Origin of the sequence: Shewanella aegiceratis, assembly GCF_019457495.1 — a bacterium.
Taxonomy (GTDB): Bacteria; Pseudomonadota; Gammaproteobacteria; order Enterobacterales; family Shewanellaceae; genus Shewanella; species Shewanella loihica.
Genome location: NZ_CP080416.1, coordinates 1,256,937 through 1,281,814, shown reverse-complemented (window position 1 = coordinate 1,281,814; position 24,878 = coordinate 1,256,937). Strand labels below are relative to the sequence as shown.

The following is a 24,878-nucleotide window of genomic DNA, read 5'->3' as shown; positions in this document are numbered from 1 at the left end:
ACAAAAATGCCGAGTCCTTCTCAAGACTCGGCATTTTCACTAATGGCCAGCTTGGGGCAACCAAGAATCCCCCCCCCCTTTAACCTAACTCAGTTAAAGATAAGGCCTCACCAAATTCACCATCATCTGGATATGGAGTTCCTGGTCATTGAGACAGGGGATATAACGATAATTGCTGCCACCGGCCTTGGTGAACACATCCCGGTTCTCATGCTCTATCTCCTCGAGTGTCTCGAGGCAGTCGGCGCTGAAGGCCGGGCAGACGATGGCCACATCATCCACGCCCTCTTTCGCTAGCGCCTCCAGGCTGGCATCCGTGTAGGGGCCGAGCCACTTGGCCTTGCCAAAGCGCGACTGGAAGGTGGTGATATAGTCATTCTCATGAAGTCCCAGACGCTCGACCACCAGGCGGGTGGTCTTCTGACACAGGCAGTAGTAGGGGTCGCCAAGGTGCAGGTTGCGTTCGGGCATGCCATGGTAAGAGAGCACTAACTTCTTAGGCTTGCCATGTTGCTCGAAGTCCTTGGCGATAAAGTCAGAGAGCGCCGCGATATAGTCGGTGTGGTCATGATAGCTGTTGATAAAGTGCAGCGATGGCAGGTAGCGCCACGAAGTCAGCTCCTTAGTCAGGGCGTCGAAGGCCGAGGCCGTGGTGGGCGCGGCGTACTGAGGATAGAGAGGCAAGACGACGAGCTTGTCGGTTCCCTCGCTGTGGAGACGTCTCAGCGTCTCCTTGACGCTCGGCTTGCCGTAACGCATACAGAAGTCTACATGGACGTCACTACCATTTTCACTCAGCCTTTGCGCTAGCTTATCCCGCTGCGCCTGAGTGATCGCCATCAGGGGCGAGCCCTGCTCCGTCCAGATAGACTGATACAGGGCGGCAGATTTTGCCGGGCGGACGCGTAAAATGATGCCATGGAGGATCAGCATCCACACCAGCTTAGGGATCTCCACCACGCGGGGGTCCGAGAGAAACTCCGCTAGATAACGACGCACGGCGCCGGTGGTTGGCGCGTCCGGTGTGCCTAGGTTCATCAACAGTACCGTCGTCTTGCCACGACCGCCATGGCCCTGCTGTTTATTCAATCCAAAGTATTTTGCCAAAGTAATTCCTTGTTTTTGTCTGTGTTGCCCAACGCGCTTTCTTTTTCTTTGCACCTGGGCACCTGGCCGAGGCTAATGATGCATGGGCATCAGTACGCGGTTCGGCCCCTTAGAGATCAATCGCCACACATAAAAAAACCGATAAAGGGATTATCGGTTTTTTCAAGGTGCTTTCAGAAGCTAGTCCAGATCCAGCGTCACACCTTCCATGAAACCTGAGCTTGCCGATTCTGAGCTTTGCAGCTTGATCATCAAGCGCAGATCGTTTGGCGAGTCGGCGTGGTGCAGCGCATCCGAGTAGCTGATCTCACCTTCCACATAGAGCTTGAGCAGCGCCTGGTCGAAGGTCTGCATCCCCTGCTCGTTGGATTTTGCCATGGTTTCCTTAAGCAGATGCAGCTCGTTCTTCTGGATAATGCTGGCAACCCTTGGGGTGTTGATCAACACCTCGATGGCCGCTCGGCGCCCCGTGCCATCTGCCTTAGGCACAAGTTGCTGCGCCACGATGCCGCGAAGGTTTAGCGACAAGTCGAACAGTAGCTGCTGGTGCTTACTCTCGGGCACCAGGTGCATGATGCGGTCCAGCGCCTGGTTGGCGTTGTTGGCGTGCAGGGTAGCCATACAGAGGTGACCGGTTTCGGCGAACGACAGGGCAAACTCCATGGTCTCCTGAGTACGGATCTCACCGATCAGGATCACGTCCGGCGCCTGACGCAGCGAACTCTTGAGCGCGGCATCAAAAGAGTCGGTATCTATGCCCACCTCGCGCTGGGTGATGATGCTCTTGCGATGGTCGTGGACAAATTCCACCGGATCTTCGATGGTGAGGATATGACCGCGGGCGTGGGAGTTGCGGTAACCCACCAGCGCCGCTAACGAGGTCGACTTACCTGTACCCGTACCACCCACCATGATGATAAGGCCACGCTTACTCATCACCAGGTCTTTCAGGATTGGTGGCAGCTTAAGATCTTCCACCAGCGGGATCTTGGTCTCGATGCGACGCATCACGCAGCCCGGTGACTCGCGCTGCCAGAAGGCGCTGACACGAAAACGTCCCAGGCCCTTCTCGCCATAGGCGAAGTTACATTCGCGGGTCTCGTGAAACTCTTTGCGTTGGGCCTCTGTCATCAGGGCCTCAACAAACTCCAGCGACTGAGCCGGGGTAAAAGGGTTCTCGGCTAAGGGGCGCACCTCGCCATCAACCTTAGCGCTGGGGGGAAAGCCGGCGGTGATGAAGAGATCCGAGGCCTTGCGCTCCACCATCACCTTTAAAAATGGACGAACTTCCATACTCAAACCTTACTAGAAACTAGCGTTTTTATTAGAACTCTTGGCCATCGCATCTTCACGGGTGATCAGGCCACGGTTGACCAGATTCTGCAGACACTGATCTAGGGTCTGCATGCCGTGGGCCATACCCGTTTGAATAGCCGAGTACATCTGTGCCACCTTATCTTCACGAATAAGGTTACGAATCGCCGGGGTGCCCATCATGATCTCGTGAGCCGCCACACGGCCGCCGCCAACCTTTTTGATCAGGGTCTGGGAGATTACCGCCTGCAGGGACTCAGACAACATGGTACGCACCATACTCTTCTCACCTTCGGGGAATACGTCGACCACACGGTCGATGGTTTTCGCCGCCGAGGTGGTGTGCAGGGTACCAAATACCAAGTGACCGGTTTCCGCCGCCGTCATCGCCAGACGTATAGTTTCGAGGTCACGCATCTCACCCACCAAGATCACGTCCGGGTCTTCACGCAGTGCGCTACGCAGCGCGGCGTTGAAGCTGTGGGTATGTCTGTGCACTTCACGTTGGTTAATCAGACACTGCTTGTTCTGGTGCACGAATTCGATAGGGTCTTCGATGGTCAGGATATGGTCGTGACGGTTCTCGTTTACATAATCTATCATGCCCGCCAGGGTGGTACTCTTACCCGAACCTGTCGGACCGGTTACCAACACCAGACCACGGGGAAAGCTGGCAATCTTCTTGAAAATCTCAGGGGCGCCCAGTTTCTCCAGGCTTAAGATCTCGCTGGGAATGGTACGGAACACCGCCGCGGCGCCGCGGGACTGGTTAAAGGCGTTCACACGGAAACGGGCTAAGTTGGGCACTTCAAACGAGAAATCTATCTCTAAATGCTCTTCATAATCTTTACGCTGTTTGTCGTTCATGATGTCATAAACGAGGCTGTGTACGCCTTGATGATCCAGGGCCGGCAGATTAATCTTTCTGACCTCACCATCAACACGTATCATGGGAGAGACTCCCGCAGAAAGGTGTAGATCCGACGCGTTGTGTTTTACACTAAAGGCAAGTAACTCTGTGATTTCCATAGTATGGGATATCCATTCAACCAAAAACTTACAACATGACAACAATAGCAGACAGACTGGCCGACGCCCACCAAAGAATCGCTCAAGCGGCGCAAAATTCATCACGTGACAACAGGGAGATACAGCTGCTGGCGGTCAGTAAAACCAAGCCGATAGATCAGATAGTAGCGGCATATGATGCCGGGCAGCGGCTTTTTGGTGAAAACTATGTTCAAGAAGGTGAAGAGAAGATAAATGCCCTGCGCGAAAGCCATGGCGACATCGAATGGCACTTCATCGGCCCGCTACAGTCGAACAAGACCAAGAGCATCGCCGAGCACTTCGACTGGATGCACACACTCTGCCGGGAGAAGATCGCCAAACGCCTGAGCGAGCAGCGCCCCAGCCATCTTGCGCCGTTGCAGGTCTGCATCCAGGTGAATGTCAGCCAGGAGCAGAGCAAGTCGGGCGTTAATCCAGATGAGGTCGCTCACCTGGCCGAAATCATCGCCTCCCTGCCCAGGCTGACCCTGAGAGGGCTTATGGCCATTCCCACCGCCACAGACGATGTTGCGCTGCAGCAGGCCGAGTTTAGCCAGATGCAGGCCCTGTTCGAGGCGCTGAAACAGCAACACCCGAGCCTGGATACCCTCTCCATGGGGATGAGCCAAGATCTTGAGCAGGCGATCGCCGCAGGCTCGACCATGGTGCGAATCGGCAGCGCCATCTTCGGCGCCCGGGATTACGCTAAAGCTTAAAGGCTTAAGTGCTAAGAGGCTAAGAGGCTAAGGCCTTGTAATTGCCCTGAATGCCCAAATATAGATAGTTAGACGAATATATAGAGACCCTTATGACACAGAAGAAGATTTGCTTTATAGGCGCGGGCAACATGACCCGCAGCATCACCAGCGGCCTGGTCAAGGGCGGCTATGCACCAGAGCTTATTCACGCCACTAATCCCAGCGAAGGCAAACTCATCGCCCTTAAGCAGGATTTAGGCATCCAAGTCTCCCACGACAACCTGCAGGCCGCCGATGAGGCCGACGTTATCGTGCTGGCGGTGAAACCTCAGCTGATGCAGCAGGTGTGCGAAGCGATGAGCGGACTCAAGCTGAAAGACAAGCTTATCGTCACCATCGCCGCCGGGGTCACGGCCGAGCGCTACCACGCCTTCTTCAAGCAGCCGATTCAGCTTATCCGCACCATGCCCAACACCCCGACGCAAATAGGCCTGGGCATGACCGGGCTCTATGCCGAGCAGGGCGTGAGCGCGCAAGACCGCGAGCTGTGTGAGCAGCTGATGCAGACCGGCGGCGAAACAGTATGGGTCGAAAAGGAAGAGGATCTCAACCAGGTGATCGCCCTGGCGGGCAGCTCTCCAGCCTATTTTTTCCTTATGATGGAGGCTATGATTGACAGTGCCAAACAAGATGGCGTCGACGAGCAGACCGCCCGAGAGATGGTGCAGCAGGCAGCATTAGGCGCGGCCGCGATGGTGAAGCAGAACCCACAACTTTCACCGGCGCAATTAAGGGAAAATGTCACCTCTAAGGGCGGCACCACGGCTCAGGCCCTAGCGGCGTTCGAGCGCGCCGGCCTCAGGGAGATAGTGCGCACCGCCATGCACGACTGCATGGACAGGGCTCAGGAGATGGCAAAGCAGTTTTAGGGCTGGCCTTATATAGGTTTAACCCTAGTTTTATTCGATACAGCACAGTAGAGAAACACAATGGATGCATTAAGTTTTTTAGTGAACACCCTGTTTGACCTGTACCTCATGGTGGTCATCATTCGTATCTGGTTGCAGCTGGCCCGCGCCGATTTTTACAACCCATTCAGCCAGTTTGTGGTCAAGGCGACCCATCCCGTGGTAGGCCCCATGCGCCGCTTCCTGCCGCCACTGGGCGGGCTTGATACCGCTTCAGTGGTACTCGCCCTGGCGGTGGTGGTGATCAAGTTTGTGATCCTCAGCCTGATGGCGGGCGCCGCCATTAACCTGCCTATCATACTCCTGGTGGCGCTGGTCTCAGTGCTGAAACAGGCGGGCGTGTTGCTGTTCTGGATGCTTATCCTGCGCGCTATCCTCAGCTGGGTCAGCCAGGGCCACAACCCCATCGAGATGGTGATGGCGCAGCTGACCGAGCCGCTGGTCGCCCCTATTCGCCGGATCATCCCTCCCATGGGTGGCCTGGATTTCTCTGTGATGATCTTCATGTTCGGTCTGATCTTCATCAACAAGCTCTTATCTCAGTACGTTCCCTTCTGGGCCAACGTCTAGATGGCGGTTGTCACCAAAGAAGAAGACGACCTCGTCATCAGGCTCTATATTCAGCCTAAAGCCAGCCGGGACCAGATTGTTGGTCCCCACGGCGACGAGCTTAAGGTGGCCATTACCGCCCCGCCCATCGACGGCAAGGCCAATGCCCACCTGTGTAAGTTTCTGGCGAAGCAGTTTAAGACGGCCAAGGGCAATATCCTTATCGAGAAAGGGGAGCTTGGGCGCCACAAGCAGATCCGCGTGGTGATGCCAAAGGAGATCCCCGAGGCTATCTCAGTCTTAATCCCATGAAATGTGTAAGCAAATAAACTAAGGCACCGCAGCCTAAGACTTTAATAGCTATACTAGAATCAATTATCCCGTGACAGGAGTTCACCATGATACGTACCCTTTTTTGTGCCCTGGCGCTTACCCTGCTTAGCATGGGCAATGCCGCGGCGGAGCAGAAGCAGAGCGTCGGCAATTTCGATATCCACTATGTTGCCCTGGGCAGCACCTTTATCACCCCCTCTATCGCCAAGACCTACGGCATCAAGCGCAGCAGCTATACCGGCCTTATCAATATTTCTGTGCTCGACACCAGCGCCGAAGGCACGCCGGCCATTCCGGTAGAGATCTCAGGGATCGCCAACAACCTGCTCGATGCCAGGGTAGAGCTGACGTTCAAGGAGATCCGTGAAGGCGAGGCCATCTATTACATCGCCGAGGTGCCCTACCGGGACGATCAGGAGATCAACTTTCAGATAGCCATCAAGTATGGCAACAAGCTCAACACCCAGCTGAAGTTTAAGCAGAAGTTTTACGTCGATTAAACGGCTCCATTAAGCCACTTCAAACCCAGTTGAAGCCGCGCCCTGCGCGGCTTGTTGTTATTTAAGCAGATGCCCTATCGTTTCCCCGCCAGCTTGGGTATGATTGCGGCCATTGAAACCTGCCACCATGAGTCAGCGAAAATGAATCAAATCGTATTAGCCAGCGGCAACAAGGGAAAACTGAAAGAGTTTGCCGAGATCCTTGCCGAATTTGGCATCGAAGTCCTGCCACAGAGCCAATTTAATGTTCAAGAGGTCCCGGAAACCGGCACCACCTTCGTCGAGAACGCCATCATCAAGGCTCGCCACGCCGCACAGGTGACCGGCCTTGCAGCCATCGCCGACGATTCCGGCCTGGAAGTAGACGCCTTAGAGGGTGCCCCCGGCATCTACTCGGCCCGCTACGGCGGAGAAGGAGCGAGCGATAGCGACAACTACACTAAGCTGCTCGGCGCCTTGACTGACAACGACAAGCGCAGCGCGCGTTTTCAGTGCATCCTGGTCTATATGCGCCACGCCAAAGACCCGACCCCCATCATCTGCCAAGCCTCCTGGGAGGGCAGCATAGGCTTCGAGCCTAAGGGCGACAACGGTCATGGTTATGATCCAGTCTTCATTCCGATGGAGCATGAGTGCAGCGCCGCCGAGCTGAGCAGCGATGAGAAGAATGCCCTCAGCCACAGAGGCAAGGCGATGCAACTGCTGCTAAGCGAGCTCAAGGCCAAGGGTGTACTCGGCTAATGCTTACGCTTCCTCCGCTCAGTCTCTATATTCACATTCCCTGGTGCGTGCAGAAGTGCCCCTACTGCGACTTCAACTCCCATGGCCAGCATGGTGAGCTGCCGCAGCAGCAATATGTGGACGACCTGCTTGCCGATCTGAAAAACGATGCGGCCTATGTACAGGGACGCAGCCTGCACTCTATCTTTATCGGTGGCGGCACGCCGTCCCTGTTCGATGCTGGTCAGATAAAGCGTCTGCTCGATGGCGTAAGGGCGCAGATCCCCTTTGCGCCGGATATAGAGATCACCATGGAGGCCAACCCTGGCACCCTAGAGCACGATGACTTTAGCGCCTACTGCGCCGCCGGGGTGACTCGCCTCTCCATCGGCGTGCAGAGTTTTTCCAGCGACAAGCTGAATCTGCTAGGGCGAATTCACGACAAGCATGAGGCGGAGGTTGCGGCCACCAAGGCGGCCCAGGCCGGTTACCAGAGTTTTAACCTGGATCTCATGCACGGCCTGCCCAATCAAAGCTTCGAGGAAGCGATGCGGGATATCGACAAGGCGGCGGCCCTCAATCCGCCCCACTTGTCTTGGTATCAGCTCACCATAGAGCCCAATACCCTGTTTCACTCTAAGCCGCCCCAGCTGCCGGATGATGAGGCGCTGTGGCAGATCTATGAGCAGGGCCAGCAGCGCCTGGCGGCGCTCGGCTATGAGCAGTATGAGATCTCCGCCTACGCCAAGCCCGGCTACCAGTGTCGCCATAACCTCAACTATTGGCAGTTTGGTGACTATCTGGGGATCGGCTGTGGTGCCCACGGCAAGATCACCATGGCAGACGAGCAGCGCATCTACCGCACGGTGAAGATAAAGCATCCCAAGGGTTATCTGGGCGCCGGTGACTATCTATTCGATAGGAGCGAGGTGCTAGCGGAAGACAGGGCGCTGGAATACCTGATGAACCGCCTGAGGCTGATGTCGCCCATTCCTAAGCGCGAGTTTGAGAGCCGCACCGGCCTCTCGGCAGAGGTGCTGGATGAAGGCATGGCGCGGGGCGCGGCGAAGGGACTGGTCATCATAGAAGATGAACATTGGCAGCTCACGGCCAAGGGGCAGATGTTTGTCAACGAGCTACTTGGGCTATTTTGCGAATAATCTTTCCCCTCATTCGAGGGGAACAGAAACATTTTCTAACACTTAGTTTGCATATTTAATCGTGGGCTTTATTAGGATAACAGGCACTAATCAACAAACGCCAAGTTTGGCCAATAGAGTTAAGCCAATAAAGTCATGCCAATAAAAACAAAAACAACTATCCTCGCCATCTCACTGGCGACACTCCTTTCTGGCGCAGTGCACGCCGCGCCAGTTTCACTCCCTCTACTTAGCGCCAGCGAACCCGTACAGAAGATCAGCGCGCAGGAATCGGAGAAGGCCAACCAACTGTTCGAAACCATCTTCATGGAAAATGTGATGGCCAGCCCCATCAGCCAGACCCATCTTGGGATCAAGACAGACTATGGCAAGTGGGATGAGCGCGGGGAAGCTGCCGACAAGAAGAGCCTGGCAAGAGATAAGCAGCATCTGGCCCAGCTTAAGCAGATAGACAAAAGCAAGTTAGATGCCCAGACCCTGCTTAGCTACGACCTGCTGACTCAGAAACTCGAGCAGAGCATCAGCGACTACAAGTGGCGCCTGTATACCTACCCGGTTAACCAGATGTATGGCGGCCACTCCATGGTGGCATCATTCCTGATCAACCAACATCAGATAGACAGCGTCTCGGACGCCGAGGCCTATATCAGCCGCCTCAAGGGTGTGCCCCACTACATGCAGCAGTTGGAAGAGGCCCTAGAAGAGCGTGCCAAGGCGGGCATCATAGCGCCTAAGTTTGTGTTTGCCTATGTACTGTCAGACAGCCGCAACATCATCAGCGGCGCCCCCTTCGATCAAACTGATGACAGCGCCATCTGGGCAGATTTTCAGCGCAAGGTGGCTAAGCTTGCGATAGACGATGCCCAGCGCAATAAGCTACTTGATGATGCCAAACAGGCGCTGACCGCTCAGGTCAAGCCTGCCTATGACAAGCTTATCGCCTATGTCGAGACCCTGGAAAAGCGCGCCGACACCAAAGATGGTGTATGGAAGTTCAGAGATGGCGAGGCGTTTTACAACAACGCCCTGGCACGCACCACGACCACCCATATGACAGCCGATGAGATCCACCAGCTGGGGCTCGCCGAGGTGGATCGCATCCATCAGGAGATGCGCGCCATCATGAAGAAGGTCGGCTTCGTGGGCGATCTTAAGGCCTTCTTCAAGTTTATGCGTGAAGATAAGCAGTTCTACTATCCCGACACAGAGGAAGGCCGCACCGCCTATCTAGACGATGCCAAGGCGTTGATAGATAACATCTCCTCTCGTTTGGATGAGGTGTTTTTTGTAAAGCCTAAGGCGCCCATGATAGTCAAACGGGTCGAGGCGTTCAGAGAGAAGTCGGCCGGTAAGGCCTTCTATAATCAGCCGACCCCGGATGGCAGCCGCCCAGGCACCTACTACGCCAACCTGTATGACATGGAGGCCATGCCCAAGTATCAGATGGAGGCACTGGCCTACCACGAAGGCACTCCGGGCCATCATATGCAGATCGCCATCGCCCAGGAGTTGCAGGGGATCCCTAAGTTTAGAAAGTTTGGCGGCTACACCGCCTACATAGAGGGCTGGGGCCTGTACAGCGAATTCTTCCCCAAGGAGATGGGCCTGTATAAAGACCCCTACTCAGATTTTGGCCGCCTGGCCATGGAGCTATGGCGCTCATGCCGTCTGGTGGTTGATACCGGCATCCACGCCAAGCGTTGGACCCGCGAGCAAGGGATCCAATACTATGTCAACAACACGCCAAATGCCGAGTCGGACGCCATCAAGATGGTGGAGCGTCATATCGTGATGCCATCACAGGCAACCGCCTACAAGATAGGCATGCTCAAGATTGTCGATATTCGCGAGAAGGCCAAGGCCATCATGGGCGATAAGTTCGATATTCGCGAGTTCCACACTCTGGTACTCAAGAACGGACCGCTGCCGCTGGATGTGCTGGAGGCTAAGGTGATGAACTGGGCTCATAAAGCCTAACTCATCACTAGAGCCAGTATTTAAGGCATAGTTAGCCATAAGAAAGGCCGCTCTCAACCAGAGCGGCCTTTTTAGTTTTATCGGCTAATTCTATTCTGAATCAAGGCTAACGCCTCTTAGCTGAGGATTAAGGCTTACTCGCTAAAGCCCTCAGGGGTCACCTTGATAAGCTTAGTCACCTTGTTGGTGGGCGCCTCGGCCATCGCCTGCTGATCGCCATGGGTGAGATAGCTCAGCGACACACTCGAGGTCAGATCAAACGGCTCCTCGGTCTGCAGGGCGCTTATCTCAACCCTGTCTCCGATAAAGTAGCTGTCTAACTGCTCGATATCACCAAGCTTATGATTGATGCTAAACAGCCCCAGATAGGCGAACACGCCGCTGCCTTGATTGGAGACGAAGAAAGGCGCCACAAATAGCATCTCGTCGCTGTTTATATCCGACACGCGCTCTTCTTCCCCATCGGCGACATGGTTTAGCGTTACTATCTTCATATAGTCCAAGTGCACACTGCCCCGCTCTGGGCCATCCTGGTAATCGCCGCTGGCAAAGCGTCTGTCGCCGCTCAGGCTGATACTGGTGAGTCTCGCCTCGGCCTGAGACTCGGGCAGCTTGATAGACCAAGCCTTATGGGTCTTGATGCTAAAGAGGGTAAGCATCACCTTATCAACATCCTCATCTAAGGGGATGACACTACCATCCTCCTTAACCACATAGAGATCGTCATTTGTAAAATTAAAACGATAGACACCCGCCAGCACCACTAGAACCAGCAAACCCACAATCAACAATAAGATCTTACGCGCCATAGACTTCCCTTTATCTCGCTTCGCACTCATCGCGCCATGCCCTTTATGCAATGGCCTTTAAACGATGCCCTTTAAGCAATGCCTCGTACACGAAACGAGCTGAAATAAACAATATCAGCACGATACTCTGAGTAACACTCAGATACCATGCACAGCGCATTAAACTATCTTTATTTTTCAGTCATAAGAAACTAAAAGATGAAGATGCTTGGTCAAAGCCAGAGCGCAATGACAGAAGGAGGAAGCTACAGGAAAAGATTGGGTGGAGATCTGGGCGCTTAATAATCCAAGGCCCTAAAAGAAAAATACCCCAGCAATCTTTGCTGGGGTAAACCAAAACTAGGATGATGGTTTTAAGGCTAGCATTGTTTTAGTTATTAAACCGCTGCCAGCATTGATTCAAGATTGCAGTAACGCCGACCTGTGTAACCCAACGAGAGAGGGGTCATTCTCTGGCTCGGCTAACTGATTCAGGTCATCCCGATATCAACTGCCACCATTGTATTAAATTAAGAACAGACTGCAACGTGAATTCCTCTCAAGCTTTAGCTCAAGCTAAATAAGCCATCGCAAAACAGAGAGGTAATACCAGTGCAACTATATGATTATAAAAAGATAACCCCCGACATCAAAAATACCGGGGGTTATCGTCTTGTTATCAGAACAATGTTTTTAAGTTATTGATAACTGAAAATCGTAAAGACCTTAGCATCAACATGGATAAAATGCTGTTTTTTCAGCCACATCCTGCTATTTACGCTGGGCATACAGGGCGGCGTATGGCTCATCCCAATATGGTGGTGAACCGATATGATCCTTAATGAAGTCGATAAAGGCGCTCACCTTAGGTGCTAGGTGTTTACGTCTTGGGTAAACAGCCTGCAATGGCAGATGGTGAGTCAACTGCCATTCTGGCAATAAGGGAACCAGGGTGCCCTTCTCTATCTCATTCTCAAGCAGGTAACTGGCAAGATACACCACACCCAGGCCGCTCACGGCTGCAGACTTAAGCGCAGGCGCGTTGTCGACCCTGAAGTTACCCGATACGCCAATCTCACAATAGTCATCACCCTTCTTAAACTGCCACACACTGTGCTCATGCCACTCGCCGTGATACACGAGGCAGTTATGATCCACCAGCTGCTCTGGACGCTCAGGATAACCGTGCTTGGCCACATACTCGGGAGATGCCGCCAGCAGGAACTGACACTTCATCAGGGGTCTGGCCACCATGCCAAGCGGCAGCTGCTCAGACATGGTCAACAGGAGATCTAAGCCCTCACTGACCACATCGACTTTATGATCCAACAGGCTAACCTGTAGCTCCAGCTCAGGGTGTCTGGCCATAAAATCAGGCAAGGCAGGAATGATGTGCATGGTACCGAAGGATTGGGAGATCCCCACCTTGAGTACACCGCGCGTGGCATCGTTGAGATTGTGTACGCTGGCGACTGCCTGATCGGCATCGCGAAGCAACTCTTCACCCTGGGCATAAAGCAGCTGTCCCGCCTCGGTTAGACTCAAGCTACGAGTGGTACGCTGTATCAGCTGAACACCTAATTTATGCTCAAGGTCGGCAACCTGAGTACTGACCTTTGATTTAGAAATCCCCAATTTTCGCGCGGCAGAGCTAAAGCTCCCGGCGCGAGCAACATGAGTAAAAATTGCAATAGGTTCTAAAAGTTCTAACATTTAAATAGCCTTAAGGTGTTTGCGACCCTATAAATACCAATTATAAATCATAGAGATACCTCCTAAGTGCGAAGTTATCCCTTTGACTATGCAGATTATTTTAAGAGTAGAGTCAGACTGTTAGCCATTTCGTTATCGAAATTTCGCCAGCATTGTTATTATTTTTTACAAGTATACCAAAGATTTGCTCTTTGATTCTAATACCTATTTTCTAGCCACTATACACCCAGTTAGGAGTGGAGGAAAAGTCATAACAATGGCAGGTCCAGAATAAAAAAAGCCCTGCACCCAAGGTAAGTGCAGGGAAATGTGGATCTTGCTATGCCAGAGGAAATCGTTTGCGGGCTATTCCCGCAGGGTTTGTTGCTTAGCGCTCACCAGTGGGTAGTCACGTAGGGCCGGTACTTCACTGCGCATCTGGGACTCTAGGGCCACCAGCTGCTGGAAGTTGTCACACAGCTTGTCGGCGCGCGCCTCGAGATCTGTGGCCTGCTGTTCAATCTGGGCTTCGATATCGTCGCCCACCTTGTCCATCTTGGCTGAGAAGGCGTTCATCTTCTCTTGGAAGCTCTCACCGTCGCCCTTCATCATCTCGCTGCCCAGGGTCATCATCATGCTACCGATAGAACTCTGCACCAGCTGCTCCATCTCTTGCTCGAACTCTTTACCGAAGGTGTCTTCGATAGAAGATTCGGTGGCGCCCAGGTAGAACTTGTCGCCATTTTGGTAGGCAACAGTGTCGATACGCTTCGACAGGCCGTCCATCATCTCATCAATCTTGGCACCGGCGGCATCGCCCAGCAGCGGCGTGAGCGCCATGCTCACGGCGGTAGACGCGATATCGACGGCATCATGCACCACGTCGATCACCTCGGGAAGCTGCTTAGATACCTCGCCGGCATATTGATTAACCAGCGCCTGCTGTTTGTCGTTTAGCTCAACCTTGTCACCGTTAACATAGAGACGCCCAAGCTCGATGCGATACACTTCTTTCTTCGCCTCACTGACCACCAACTTGCTCGGCTCGACTGAAACGTCGTAATTGAGGCTCACCTCGCACTGTTTGTCATCCCGTCCAAAGGAGATGTGGTTGTCCTTATCTTCACCGGCCCAGGCGGCGCTGGTGGTGGCAAGTACGAAAGCTGTCAGTCCAAGAGATGCGGTCAATTTCTTCATATTCTTATTCCTTAAGTCATCGAAAATCACATGATGAGAAGCTTAAGGTGCACCATGTGTCGTTGATGACTAACAATACAGGTATCGTGCCAATTTTCACTAATTAAATATAATCAATGAATTAGCTAAAAATTACGATGTAGTCCAAGGCTATAAGTCGGCTATGGGCTAATAAAAGTAAAGCCTTCAACCAGTTTTTAGTAAATTTCACCATCGAGGCGAATACAGCTAAGAGATAAAAAGTAAAATGCAGAGAAAGATTAAGACAGAGCAAAGAGTAAAATGAAAGAGCGCCTAATCAGGCGCTCTTTTAGAAGATAGAACGGCCCAGGGCTTGGGAAAGCTTCTCGAGTGCGGCGGTGCCCGCTAGAGAGTTACCGTTCTTATCCAGCTCGGGCGACCAGACGCAGATGCTCATATCGCCCGGGATCACGGCGATGATGCCGCCACCCACGCCGCTCTTACCCGGCATGCCGACCCGATAGGCAAACTCCCCCGCACCGTCGTACAGACCAGATGTCGCCAGCAACGCGTTAAGCTTACGTGTCTGTATGGGCGAAACCACCTGCTCTGCCGAGAGGCTTTGGCCTCGGTTGGCCAGATAGAGCATGGCTTTGGATAGATCGGCGCAGCTCATCTTCAGAGCACAATAGTGAAAGTAGTTTCTCAGCACCCTATCGACATCGTTATTAAAGTTGCCGAAGGACTTCATCAGGTAAGCGATGGCCGCGTTGCGGGCGCTGTGCTCATATTCAGAGGCCGCGACACGCTTATCATAAATCACATGGGGGTTGGCGCTGAGCTTTCTGACCACCTCGAGCATACGATGCTTAGGCGCGCCGAGACGGCTCTGCAGCAGATCGGCGATGATCAGGGCGCCGGCGTTGATAAAGGGATTTCTCGGCACTCCGCGCTCAAGCTCTATCTGCACCAGGGAGTTAAAGGACTGCCCCGAGGGCTCCTTGCCGACGCGAGACCAGATCTCAGCCTCCTCGTACAGGGTCAAAGCGACCGTGAGGCTAAAGACCTTAGAGATACTCTGGATCGAAAAGGGCTCGAGATAGTCTCCAGCCCCTATGGTTTGACCATCGATTGTGGTCACGGCGATCCCAAGCTTGGTAGGATCCACCTCGGCCAGGGCGGGAATATAGTCGGCGACCTTGCCCTTTCCCAGCAGAGGACGCACCTGCTCGATAATAGTCTCGAGCAGGTCCTTCTGTGGCATTAGTTCCACCAGATGTCGTACAGCTCGCTGACCACGACATCTTTAGCTGGCTGACTCTTCCAGAAGTCACTCACGGCCTGCCTGTCTTCTTCGGTGCACTTGCCGATAGTTTGAGTGGCGATGATGCCTTCCCACTCTTTATGGCCGCCACCGTGGAAACCCAGCTTTCTCTCTTCGATCACCTGGTCGATAAACTGATCGACGATAGCATCGATCTGCTCTTCGCTTACCGAATCATCGAAGGTCCAATTCACATCGAAGCCGAACTCTTGAAACTCATCAATGCGTAATTTTTTACGTAAACGACGACTACGTGTTGCCATGTGTATTCCCTCTTTTAATAGAAATTAAGCTTACTCGGTACGCTCGAACATCAGATCCCAGACGCCATGTCCCAGACGATGGCCCCTGGCCTCAAACTTGGTCAGCGGACGGTGATCGGGACGGGGCACAAAGTCGCCATCCTGCGCCTGGTTCTTATAGCCAGGCGCCGCACTCATTACCTCTAACATGTGCTCGCTGTAGTTTTCCCAATCGGTCGCCAAGTGAAACACACCACCTATCTTCAGGCAGCGACGGATAAGCTCGGCAAACTCCGGCTGAACGATACGGCGCTTGTGATGACGCTTCTTGTGCCAAGGATCTGGGAAGAATAGCTGTACTCTCGCCAGGCTGCCGCTTTGGATGCTGTTTTCCAATACCTCGATGGCGTCGTGGTGGAACACGCGCAGGTTAGTGACGCCGGCCTCAGCCGCATCAGCAAGACAGGCACCCACGCCAGGCTTGTGAACTTCGATACCGATAAAGTTAAGCTCGGGTGCCGCCTTTGCCATCTCAACCAGCGAGGCGCCCATGCCGAACCCAATTTCCAGCACGGTATCGGCCTGCCGGCCAAACACCTTGACCAGATCCAGAGGCTCGGGCGAGTAGTCCAATCCCATCACAGGCCATTGCTGCTCCATCGCCTGCGCCTGGCCCTTGGTCAAACGTCCTTCACGTAAAACAAAGCTTCTCACTTTGCGAAGGTATTTACCCTCTTCGTTAAACTCTGCGGTGGTCACTTCGCTCATTATTTTTCAGCCTCAGATCTGCCATTGGTTGGCCATATAGCGCCGAGAAAAAGTCAGCGTCAAGCGACTCAAGGCTCGACTCACAAACTCATATGATCCCACGGGATCCTGACACTTATATGATTGGAAAATTATAAAAAGAAGGGCATTATCCAAAGTTACTGCGCTAAGGCAAGCCCTATGTTGCCAAAGTATACCAATTATCCCACGGCGTGCGAGCCATGGCGCCCTTGAGATGCCATTTTGGTTGAGAAAAACCTTGCCCCTCTATAGACTGAGCGCCATGAAAACAGAGCAATTTCACCAGCGCATCGTCACCTGGTACGACAAACACGGACGCAAGCATCTTCCCTGGCAACAAGATAAGACCCCTTATAAGGTATGGGTGTCCGAGATCATGTTGCAGCAAACCCAGGTTGCCACCGTTATCCCTTACTTCGAAGCCTTCATGGCGCGTTTCCCCACTATCTTGGACTTGGCAAATGCCGATCAGGATGAGGTGCTGCACCACTGGACCGGCCTAGGCTATTACGCCAGGGCGCGTAACCTACATAAGAGTGCCCAGCTGATCGCCAGCGACTATGATGGTGTATTCCCAACCCAGTTCGAGCAGGTGCTCGCCCTGCCGGGTATTGGCCGCTCGACCGCTGGGGCGGTACTCTCACTCTCTCTTGGACAACATCACCCCATATTAGATGGAAACGTCAAGCGAGTGCTTGCCAGACACGGCGCCATAGCAGGCTGGCCCGGTAAGCGCGAGGTGGAGGAGCAGCTATGGCTGCTCACCAACAGCCTGACTCCAAAAGCAGGTGTGACCAAATACAATCAGGCGATGATGGATATTGGCGCCAGCATCTGCACCCGCTCTAAGCCCAAGTGCGAGCTCTGCCCCGTCGCCATCGACTGTAAGGCGCAGCTGATGGGCCGCCAGAGTGAGTTTCCCGGCAAGAAACCGAAGAAGACGATTCCGGAAAAGCTCGGCTATATGCTAGTGATTAAAGATGACGATAGAGTGCTGATGAGCAAACGCCCACCTGCGGGGATCTGGGGCGGCCTATGGTGCTTCCCACAGTTTGACAGCCAGGAGGCGCTCGAGGAGTTTGCCAAAACAAACGGGCTAACTCTTATTAGTGAGGAGCCCATAGACAGTTTTCGTCACACCTTCAGCCATTTTCATCTGGATATCAGCGCCTTTGTTGCACACCAGGCCACAAGCGCACATGAGATCATGGAAGAGAGCGGCTCTCTCTGGTATAACATAGCCAAGCCACCCAAGGTTGGTCTGGCCGCCGCCACCGAGCGGATCCTCGCCAGCTTAGGTTCAGTATCAAATAAGGAGTAATCATGGCGCGTACAGTGAACTGCCAGTATCTTAAGAAAGAGGCAGACGGCCTAGCCTTTCAGCTCTACCCGGGTGAACTCGGTAAGCGAATTTTTGACAACATCAGCCAGGAAGCCTGGTCGCTCTGGCAGGCCAAGCAAACCATGCTGATCAATGAGAAGAAACTCAACATGATGAATGTTGACGATCGCAAGTTCCTCGAAGAGCAGATGGTTAACTTCCTGTTTGAGGGCAAAGAGGTCGAGATCGAAGGCTATGTGCCGCAAAAAGATGACGAGTAATAAATTACTCGCTCTATAAAAATAAAAAGCGCCTATTGGCGCTTTTTCTATAATGGGGGTTTGTTTAAGCAATCACTACTGACGAATACCTTCGACCACGAGATCTAAGGTCACATGGCTGGACGCGGGGCCAAGATCCATCTTGATATCATAATCCTTCAAGGCAAATTCAGTCTGACCGACAAAACCGGCGCGGTAGCCACCCCAAGGGTCTTGCCCTTCACCAATAAACTTTGCATCGATTGCCACAGGCTTAGTCACCCCGTTAAGGGTCAGCATGCCATTGAGCACAAACTTGCCGTCCCCCAGCTCTTTGACCGAGGTCGACTTAAAGCTAGCCTCGGGATGCTTAGCCACATTAAGGAAGTCTTCACTTCTCAGGTGCTTGTCACGCTCGGCGTGGTTAGAGTCGAGACTCGCCGTGTTGATCGTTACATTTACCTTGGCATCAGCGATATGCTTGCTATCGAAACTAAAGTCGCCAGCAAACTCGTTAAATCGCCCCACCACGAAGCTATAACCTAAGTGACTCACCTTAAACTGCACCGAGGCGTGGGCACCTTGGGTATCTATCACATAATCGGCGGCGTTGGCGGTAGCCGGTAACATGAATGCACCCGCGCCTAGTGTGCTAATAAGTGCGGCGCTCAATATAGCCTTCTTCATTGTGTCTCCTTAATGTTTAACATGCGTTTCAAGCTTGCGTCTTTGTCGATAAAATGGTGTTTTAGTGCCCCAAGGCCATGCAGAGTTACCAGGGCGATAAAGCCATAGGCCAGATATTGATGTACTTTGCCGGCAATATCCGCCTGCCCCTCAAACAATAGCCCCAGGCTCGGCAGCTCGATGAGTGAGAAAACGCCAATGGCCCTGCCGTCGGCGGTCGAGATAAGATAGCCAGAGATCAAGATACCAAGTAGCATCAAATAAAGCAGACGATGCACCAGGCCCGCGGCCAGCTTCTCCCACCTTTGATGCCCGGGGAGCGCCTTAGGCGCCGGGTTTAACCAACGCCACAGCAGACGGCACAGGGTTAACACCATCAGCAGCACGCCTATGCTCTTATGCAGATCCGGCGCTCGCTTATACCAGGCGCTGTAATAGGTCAGCTCGACCATCCACACGCCCAGGGCGAACAGCGTTAATACGGCAATCGCTGTCAGCCAATGCAGGCCTATGCTCACCAAGCCGTAGCGGCTCTGGGTATTTTTAAACACGATTCATCCTCATTTGTCACTTAACAGCATATTAACTTCGATTTAGATCGACAAATATCGCGTAATTTCGCCAATAAACTTCTAATTTTTAGAAAGGTAGCGCTAAGACAAACGGGATAAGTGGGGAGTTGGGAAATAAGAGGCCTGAAAATGCCCCCTTAAGAACAATTAGTGGCTAAAACCTGAGTTTTAACCACAGCCACTGTGCTAAAAAACGGCATAAATGCCAAAAAGCCAGCACTTTGCACATTAACTAGCCATGCAGTTAAATTTCTCCAAAAAAGCGCTTGCAGGATAAATATCAGCGCTATATTATACGCGCACTCCAAACGGCAAGGGTCATAGAGACCTGGTTTGAAGTAGTTAGCTAGACACTTAGTTTAGTTGCCCGAATAGCTCAGTCGGTAGAGCAGAGGATTGAAAATCCTCGTGTCCCTGGTTCGATTCCGGGTTCGGGCACCACAATTTAGCCGGCATAGCTCAGTTGGTAGAGCAACTGACTTGTAATCAGTAGGTCCCGAGTTCGACTCTTGGTGCCGGCACCATATAAAACAGCCTCGACAGTGTCGTGGCTTTTTTATATTTGAAATTTACCGCCCTTGATGGGATTCATGGCACTCCTGATACAAACATCCCCTCTCCTAATAAAGCCGTCATTAACGAGTTGCCCCTTTTGATACTAAGCAACAAAAAAGGAGCACTAGGCTCCTTTTAATTCGATAAACACTCTCGGCTATTTCCAGCTACGCATCTTATAGCCTTTCACCGCATAGAAGAGGATAAACAGGTAACAAGGCAACATCACCATATAGCCGCCCTGCTGACCAAGCGAGGTTGCCGAGCTAGTTAATCCCCAAAACAGCGGACCGAATGCGCCACCTGCAATGCCCATCACCAATAGCGCAGAGCCTGTGCTGGTCAGTTTGCCCATGCCAGATAGCGCCAGCGGCCATACTGCTGGCCAGACGATGGCGTTAGCCAAGCCTAAGAAGGCGATCATCAACAGGGTATCTGGCAGCATGGCGCCGCCGAAGGGAACCAGCAACGCATTGGCGATAGCATAGGACTCGTTGTCACCAAATAAGATCCCCAGCGTCAGCATTAGGCCTAGTATCGCCGAGATCATCAGCGCCTTAGGCTGAGAGATGAAACGGGGAATGGTCAGGATACCCAGGGAGTAGCCGATGACCATGCAGATCATGGTATAGGAGGTCATCACACCATAGTTTTCGACTCCGAGAGAGAGGGCGAAGGTGCCTATGGTATCGCCGGCGATCACTTCTACCGCCACATAGAAAAACAGTGCTACTACACCTAATGCCAGATTAGGATGAGACAGCGCCTCACGGGTATGGCCCTTGGTACCCTGCCCTTGCTCGTCTTCATTTTCAAGCTCTGGCAGAGGCGACTTCTTCACCAGTAGCGCCAGCACACCGATAAAGATAGCCATGCCCAGATATGGGAACACCAGGCCATTGGCCATCTCGTCGATCTGCGCCTGGGTCAGCTCAACGCCGACTCTGTCCTTAAAGCTGTCGAGAATCAGGGCAGTAAACACCAGCGGCGCGATCACCCCTGCGCCCTTGTTGAGGATCCCCATGACACTCACGCGAGCGGCGGCCGACTCCTCGGGGCCGATTCTGACCACATAGGGATTCACCGCCGTCTGTAGCAGGGTCTGCCCCGTGCCCATCACCAGCTGCGCAAATAGAAATAGCGCAAATACCTGCGTCTTGGCCGCGGGGATGAATAGCAGGCCGGCAATCATCATGATCCCCATGCCCATCGCCATGCCCGTCTTGTAACCCACCTTACGTATCACCCATGCCGAGGGCAATGCGGTAAAGGTCACGGCGATATAGAAGGAGAAGAGAATGAGAGAGGCTTGAAGCGGGGTGAGTTGCAGGATCTGCTTGAGGTAAGGCATCAAGGACCCGTTTAGCCAGGTCGCAAAACCCAGAATAAAGAAGAGTCCGGCAACGATCGCCATGGGGATCACGCTGCTGCGCTTACTTTCACTATTTAATGTCATTTCCATAAGCCTGTTTTCTTATAGTAATTAATCTTTGGATATCAGCTCTGTGATATCGGCTTGGTACATTACAGCTTGGGCGCAAGTTGCCCCCTTGTTTCATCGATGTTAAAACATAAACAGAAAAAAGACAACGCTGTCATTTTGGCTTTTTAGCCTTTACAGGCTAACACAGCGTTTTCCTTATTAAATTGCCCAGCCATTATCTTCTATAAGACTTAAACCTTGATGAAGATGCCGCGCTTATACATCCAATACAGCAGCAACCATTGCACCAAGAGCAAGGCGCTGGCAGACGCCAGTGGCTGCATCTCAATCGGCAGTGCCTGTATCGCGCCGCCGAATAGGCTACTGGCAAGGTAGTCCCATTTCACCAGACTCGAGGCCAGATAGATGATGATGGCATTGCAGCCTATGACCACAAAGGCAAATGCCAATCTGTGCAGCTTTAGCACATCCACCAGCGCATAGAAGATGGCGAGTAAGATAAGGCTCCAGCCCAGGGTGACCATGACAAAGCTGCTGGTCCAGAGATCTTTGTTTACCGGAATATAAGGGTTCATCAACCAGCCAAACCCCAGGCTGAGCAAGCCAGCAAGTAACAAGATGCCAACCTTAGCCCACTCGCCCTTTACCCCTCCCCACTTGGGATGAGGCTTAACGATAAAGCGACCGGTAAAGACGCCGGCCAAGGCATTGACTATGGCAGGAAGGGTCGAGAGGATCCCCTCGGGGTCTGTCGCCCTACCCTGATAGCTAATACCGGGCAGAAACTTGCCATCCACATAGGCGTTGATCGAGCCAGACATTGAGAAGTCCCCCGCCACGCCGCCGGGAACCGGCAGCCACAGCTGCACCGCGGCGTATCCGAAGAGTATACCGATGGCGACCAATACCTGCGTCTTCAGCCCGGTATGCCACACCAGTAAGGCGGCGAAGAACCAGGCAAAGGCGATGCGTCCCAGCACGCTGGTATATCTCACCTCATCCGCCGTCATCGGCATGCCTGTACCCCAGCCATGGTTATAGAGCACGCCAAACAGGAGGAGCAGCATAAGACGTTTTATCGCGTGGCGATAGAGGGGAAGACGCTCTGGCCAGGGCAGCGAATCCAGGCGTTTGGGCGATAGGCCTAAGGCGACGCCGGAGAGGAAGATAAATAGAGGAAAGATAAGATCATAGAAGGTAAAGCCGTGCCACTGACTGTGGTGCATCTGGGCATCGGCGATACGCCAGCCCTGCCAGCCGGTCCAGACGAGCAGCGCCGCAAACAATGCCTCGCCCCCGAGGATCCAGAACATATCGAAGCCCCTTAGGGCATCGAGCGACATTAGCCTGGGTTTCGCGGCCGGTATTGGATGGGTATCTGTTTTAGGTTCCATCAGGAGCCTCTCTCTTATCGTTATTATTATAAATCAAACACTAGGCTTAACCCTATCCGTACGAGCACTGAGCCTAATTAGCGCCTCAATTACGAGCACAAATAGAGCGCTTGTTTCAGCGCCTTTTGCAATTCTCTATCGCGACGGCTATGCATCTAATGTGGTCGCTATGCCTGATAAACCAACTGGCCATCTATGTAGGTGCGCGCCACTTGATTATCGCTGCCCAGCAACACCATATCCGCTCTGGCGCCTATGGTAAACACGCCGCGCTGACGATGACCGATAAACTCGGCGGGATATCTAGCCGCCATCCGCAGCGCCTCTTCGTGGGCCACACCTAGCATGCTAACGCTGTTGTTGACCGCGCCGATCATATCCAGCACACATCCGGCAAGCTCACCGGTTACGGCATTTAACCTGTCACCGCGGCGCACCACTTGGGTGCCAAACAGCTCGAAGCTGGCGTTATCATCCATGCCCACAGGCGGCATGGCGTCTGTCACCAGCATCACCTTGCCCCTTGGCTTAGCGGCAATAGCTACCTTAGCCGAGGCCGGATGCACGTGGTGACCATCGACAATCAGGCCGCACCAGGCATTCTGGCTCTCCAGCGCCGCGCCCACCATACCCGGCGCCCTGGAATCCATGGGTGACATGGCGTTAAACAGGTGGGTGAAACCGGTAGCTCCCGCCTCAAGCGCCTTAATAACGGTATCGTAGTCGGCATTAGAATGACCGAGACAGACTCTGACGCCGCACTCGGCCAGGGCGTGAATCACCTCTGGTGCGACGTTCTCCGGCGCCAGTGTCACCACCTTAGTCCCTAGATCATTGCGGGCAAAAACCGCCAGCTCTTCATCAGAGATACGACGAATATAATTGGCCGGATGGACGCCCTTCTTGGGCACGCTGAGATGTGGCCCCTCGAAATGGATCCCCAGCACGCCTGGCGTATTCAGCGCCAGCGCCTCGGCCACGGCATCGGCGGCGGCGCGCATCACCTCGATATCGTCGGTGATCAGGGTCGGCAAGAAGCCCGTGGTGCCAAATCTGGCATGGGCCTGGCCTATGGTCTTTATCTTCTCGAGGCTGGGCGCGTCGTTAAACAGGGCACCGCCACCGCCATTGACCTGAACATCGATAAAGCCAGGCACCAGGGTACCGGCCAGCAGAATCGGCTCGACATCGCTAGCCCTATCGAAAGAGGCGATACGCCCGTCCTCTATGGTGATGGCCTGATTAAGGTGGAAGTGTTCGCCGTCAAATACCCGCTCGGCAATCAGTGTCTGTTTCATCGATTCAATTCCTGGCAAAACATCATCTACAACTCGTTACGCTTGGCTCAAGCCTGACTGCTAAAGCTTAACTGCAAGAGCCTAGCTGCTGACGCGCAAAATAGGCGGCGCCTAATTCGGGCGGGGCAAGAATTGGCGAGATCTTGTCAACTACCCGCCTGTCCAACCAAGGGGCCAGAGGCTCGGCGAGGCCACCTATCATGGAAAAACGCGGCGGGTGGATCTCAAATAACTTGTGGGCCAAGGCGCTGATATACTCGGCGCCCTCGACCACTATCGCCTTAGCCACCTCATCCTGGGCCTGTGCACAAGATAACACCGTGCGCGCCAGGGTGGCATAACAACCGGATGATTTGCCTGCCAGGTGCTCGACTATGCCCATGGCATCGTTCACCTTAAAGTGCTCCAATAGACGCTCTGTTAGCTGGGTAGCCGGGCCGAAGCCATCGAGATCTAACAGTACCTGCTGCGCGGCCTGTAAGCCAAGCCAGGCGCCACTGCCCTTATCGCCCAAGGCAAAGCCGTGTCCGCCTAGGCTCAAGGACTGCTCGCCCACGTGGGCATAACCGCAGGAGCCGGTACCTGTGATGATCACAGCGCCATCGCCACCTTTATGGGCGCCGATGCAGGCGGTGTGCAGATCTGTGGTGACATACATCTCTGCGAAGGGATGCTGCCATGCTTTGATCGCCTGATAGAGATGCGCGACATTAACTCCGGCCAGGCCTACGCCCGCCACCAGTGTCTTGCTGTCGCTCGCTTTTAGCCCGGCGTCTTGTAAGGCGAGCTCGGTCGCGCGCGAGATAGAGTCGAAGGTATGTGTCAGGCCGTAAAGCGGATTCGCACGCCCGGCCACACCAGTGCCGATCACACTGTCATCGGCGGCGTAGATAGTCGCGCGGCACTTGCTGCCACCACCATCTATGCCTATGACGAGGGCCTGTTCCTCTGTCTGGTTAAATCCCATTACCAACCTCT

The 24,878-nt window shown here is 53.5% G+C and carries 25 protein-coding genes and 2 tRNA genes; 12 read left to right on the top strand and 15 right to left on the bottom strand.

Annotated features, from left to right (window positions below):
* Positions 1–93: 93 nt before the first annotated feature.
* From hemH to K0H80_RS05680, 3 genes are all read right to left on the bottom strand, one after another.
* Positions 94–1,107, bottom strand: coding sequence for a ferrochelatase (hemH, locus tag K0H80_RS05690; protein WP_220073382.1), 1,014 nt, complete (start codon positions 1,105–1,107; stop codon positions 94–96).
* A gap of 180 nt (positions 1,108–1,287) precedes the next feature.
* Complete coding sequence (locus K0H80_RS05685; RefSeq protein WP_011864943.1) at positions 1,288–2,400, bottom strand: PilT/PilU family type 4a pilus ATPase; 1,113 nt, start codon at positions 2,398–2,400, stop codon at positions 1,288–1,290.
* Positions 2,401–2,412: 12 nt separating this feature from the next.
* Positions 2,413–3,450, bottom strand: a complete 1,038-nt coding sequence (locus K0H80_RS05680; RefSeq protein WP_011864942.1) for a type IV pilus twitching motility protein PilT — start codon at positions 3,448–3,450, stop codon at positions 2,413–2,415.
* Positions 3,451–3,485: 35 nt separating this feature from the next.
* Here K0H80_RS05680 and K0H80_RS05675 point away from each other — a divergent pair, with 35 nt between their 5' ends.
* From K0H80_RS05675 to K0H80_RS05640, 8 genes are all read left to right on the top strand, one after another.
* A complete protein-coding gene (locus K0H80_RS05675) occupies positions 3,486–4,187 on the top strand; it encodes a YggS family pyridoxal phosphate-dependent enzyme (protein WP_220073381.1) in 702 nt (233 codons plus the stop codon).
* 92 nt (positions 4,188–4,279) lie between these two features.
* On the top strand, positions 4,280–5,098 hold the full coding sequence (proC, locus tag K0H80_RS05670) for a pyrroline-5-carboxylate reductase (protein ID WP_220073380.1): 819 nt from the start codon (positions 4,280–4,282) through the stop codon (positions 5,096–5,098).
* A gap of 60 nt (positions 5,099–5,158) precedes the next feature.
* Positions 5,159–5,707 (top strand): YggT family protein, encoded by a 549-nt coding sequence (locus tag K0H80_RS05665; protein WP_011864939.1) that lies wholly within the window; start codon positions 5,159–5,161, stop codon positions 5,705–5,707.
* Positions 5,708–5,998 (top strand): DUF167 family protein YggU, encoded by a 291-nt coding sequence (gene yggU / locus K0H80_RS05660; protein ID WP_220044600.1) that lies wholly within the window; start codon positions 5,708–5,710, stop codon positions 5,996–5,998.
* Positions 5,999–6,084: 86 nt separating this feature from the next.
* The gene (locus K0H80_RS05655) at positions 6,085–6,519 is read left to right on the top strand and encodes a DUF4426 domain-containing protein (RefSeq protein WP_011864937.1); all 435 of its coding nucleotides are present in this window, start codon (positions 6,085–6,087) and stop codon (positions 6,517–6,519) included.
* 141 nt (positions 6,520–6,660) lie between these two features.
* The gene (gene rdgB, locus K0H80_RS05650; RefSeq protein WP_144201226.1) at positions 6,661–7,260 is read left to right on the top strand and encodes an RdgB/HAM1 family non-canonical purine NTP pyrophosphatase; all 600 of its coding nucleotides are present in this window, start codon (positions 6,661–6,663) and stop codon (positions 7,258–7,260) included.
* The gene (hemW, locus tag K0H80_RS05645) at positions 7,260–8,399 is read left to right on the top strand and encodes a radical SAM family heme chaperone HemW (protein ID WP_220073379.1); all 1,140 of its coding nucleotides are present in this window, start codon (positions 7,260–7,262) and stop codon (positions 8,397–8,399) included. Before rdgB ends, hemW begins: the two co-directional genes overlap by 1 nt.
* A gap of 135 nt (positions 8,400–8,534) precedes the next feature.
* On the top strand, positions 8,535–10,376 hold the full coding sequence (locus tag K0H80_RS05640) for a DUF885 domain-containing protein (protein WP_220073378.1): 1,842 nt from the start codon (positions 8,535–8,537) through the stop codon (positions 10,374–10,376).
* A 134-nt stretch (positions 10,377–10,510) separates the two neighbouring features.
* Here K0H80_RS05640 and K0H80_RS05635 read toward each other — a convergent pair whose 3' ends face one another.
* The 6 genes from K0H80_RS05635 to trmB all read right to left on the bottom strand — a co-directional run bounded on the left by K0H80_RS05635 (position 10,511) and on the right by trmB (position 16,348).
* A complete protein-coding gene (locus K0H80_RS05635; protein WP_220073377.1) occupies positions 10,511–11,215 on the bottom strand; it encodes a hypothetical protein in 705 nt (234 codons plus the stop codon).
* 720 nt (positions 11,216–11,935) lie between these two features.
* Positions 11,936–12,877, bottom strand: a complete 942-nt coding sequence (locus K0H80_RS05630; protein WP_011864932.1) for a LysR family transcriptional regulator — start codon at positions 12,875–12,877, stop codon at positions 11,936–11,938.
* A 345-nt stretch (positions 12,878–13,222) separates the two neighbouring features.
* Positions 13,223–14,053 carry a YggN family protein gene (locus tag K0H80_RS05625; RefSeq protein ID WP_220073376.1) on the bottom strand — a complete coding sequence of 277 codons (831 nt, stop codon included), beginning with the start codon at positions 14,051–14,053 and terminating at the stop codon, positions 13,223–13,225.
* 310 nt (positions 14,054–14,363) lie between these two features.
* Positions 14,364–15,278 carry a glutaminase B gene (gene glsB, locus K0H80_RS05620; protein WP_011864930.1) on the bottom strand — a complete coding sequence of 305 codons (915 nt, stop codon included), beginning with the start codon at positions 15,276–15,278 and terminating at the stop codon, positions 14,364–14,366.
* Positions 15,278–15,601 carry a YggL family protein gene (locus K0H80_RS05615; RefSeq protein ID WP_220073375.1) on the bottom strand — a complete coding sequence of 108 codons (324 nt, stop codon included), beginning with the start codon at positions 15,599–15,601 and terminating at the stop codon, positions 15,278–15,280. Before K0H80_RS05615 ends, glsB begins: the two co-directional genes overlap by 1 nt.
* A 30-nt stretch (positions 15,602–15,631) precedes the next feature.
* A complete protein-coding gene (gene trmB, locus K0H80_RS05610; protein WP_011864928.1) occupies positions 15,632–16,348 on the bottom strand; it encodes a tRNA (guanosine(46)-N7)-methyltransferase TrmB in 717 nt (238 codons plus the stop codon).
* Positions 16,349–16,631: 283 nt separating this feature from the next.
* Between trmB and mutY the strand changes: the two genes are divergently transcribed.
* Positions 16,632–17,690, top strand: coding sequence for an A/G-specific adenine glycosylase (gene mutY, locus K0H80_RS05605; protein WP_220073374.1), 1,059 nt, complete (start codon positions 16,632–16,634; stop codon positions 17,688–17,690).
* 2 nt (positions 17,691–17,692) lie between these two features.
* Positions 17,693–17,971 (top strand): oxidative damage protection protein, encoded by a 279-nt coding sequence (locus K0H80_RS05600; protein ID WP_011864926.1) that lies wholly within the window; start codon positions 17,693–17,695, stop codon positions 17,969–17,971.
* Positions 17,972–18,046: 75 nt separating this feature from the next.
* Here K0H80_RS05600 and K0H80_RS05595 read toward each other — a convergent pair whose 3' ends face one another.
* Together K0H80_RS05595 and K0H80_RS05590 are read right to left on the bottom strand one after the other, a co-directional pair.
* Positions 18,047–18,637, bottom strand: a complete 591-nt coding sequence (locus K0H80_RS05595) for a YceI family protein (RefSeq protein WP_144201210.1) — start codon at positions 18,635–18,637, stop codon at positions 18,047–18,049.
* Positions 18,634–19,188: a cytochrome b gene (locus tag K0H80_RS05590; protein WP_220073373.1), complete on the bottom strand. Its 555-nt coding sequence runs from the start codon at positions 19,186–19,188 to the stop codon at positions 18,634–18,636. Before K0H80_RS05590 ends, K0H80_RS05595 begins: the two co-directional genes overlap by 4 nt.
* A gap of 386 nt (positions 19,189–19,574) precedes the next feature.
* On the opposite strand from K0H80_RS05590, the gene K0H80_RS05585 reads away from it, so the two are divergent.
* Both K0H80_RS05585 and K0H80_RS05580 read left to right on the top strand, forming a co-directional pair.
* Positions 19,575–19,650, top strand: a tRNA-Phe gene (locus K0H80_RS05585).
* 7 nt (positions 19,651–19,657) lie between these two features.
* Positions 19,658–19,733 (top strand) — tRNA-Thr (locus K0H80_RS05580).
* Positions 19,734–19,921: 188 nt separating this feature from the next.
* Here K0H80_RS05580 and nagP read toward each other — a convergent pair.
* The 4 genes from nagP to nagK form a co-directional block, all read right to left on the bottom strand.
* A complete protein-coding gene (gene nagP / locus K0H80_RS05575; RefSeq protein ID WP_434086637.1) occupies positions 19,922–21,226 on the bottom strand; it encodes an N-acetylglucosamine MFS transporter NagP in 1,305 nt (434 codons plus the stop codon).
* Positions 21,227–21,438: 212 nt separating this feature from the next.
* A complete protein-coding gene (nagX, locus tag K0H80_RS05570; RefSeq protein WP_220073371.1) occupies positions 21,439–22,602 on the bottom strand; it encodes a transmembrane glucosamine N-acetyltransferase NagX in 1,164 nt (387 codons plus the stop codon).
* Positions 22,603–22,769: 167 nt separating this feature from the next.
* Entirely contained in the window at positions 22,770–23,900 is a 1,131-nt protein-coding gene (gene nagA, locus K0H80_RS05565; protein WP_220073370.1) for an N-acetylglucosamine-6-phosphate deacetylase, read from the bottom strand.
* 67 nt (positions 23,901–23,967) lie between these two features.
* Positions 23,968–24,867 (bottom strand): N-acetylglucosamine kinase, encoded by a 900-nt coding sequence (gene nagK, locus K0H80_RS05560; RefSeq protein WP_220073369.1) that lies wholly within the window; start codon positions 24,865–24,867, stop codon positions 23,968–23,970.
* Positions 24,868–24,878: the final 11 nt, after the last annotated feature.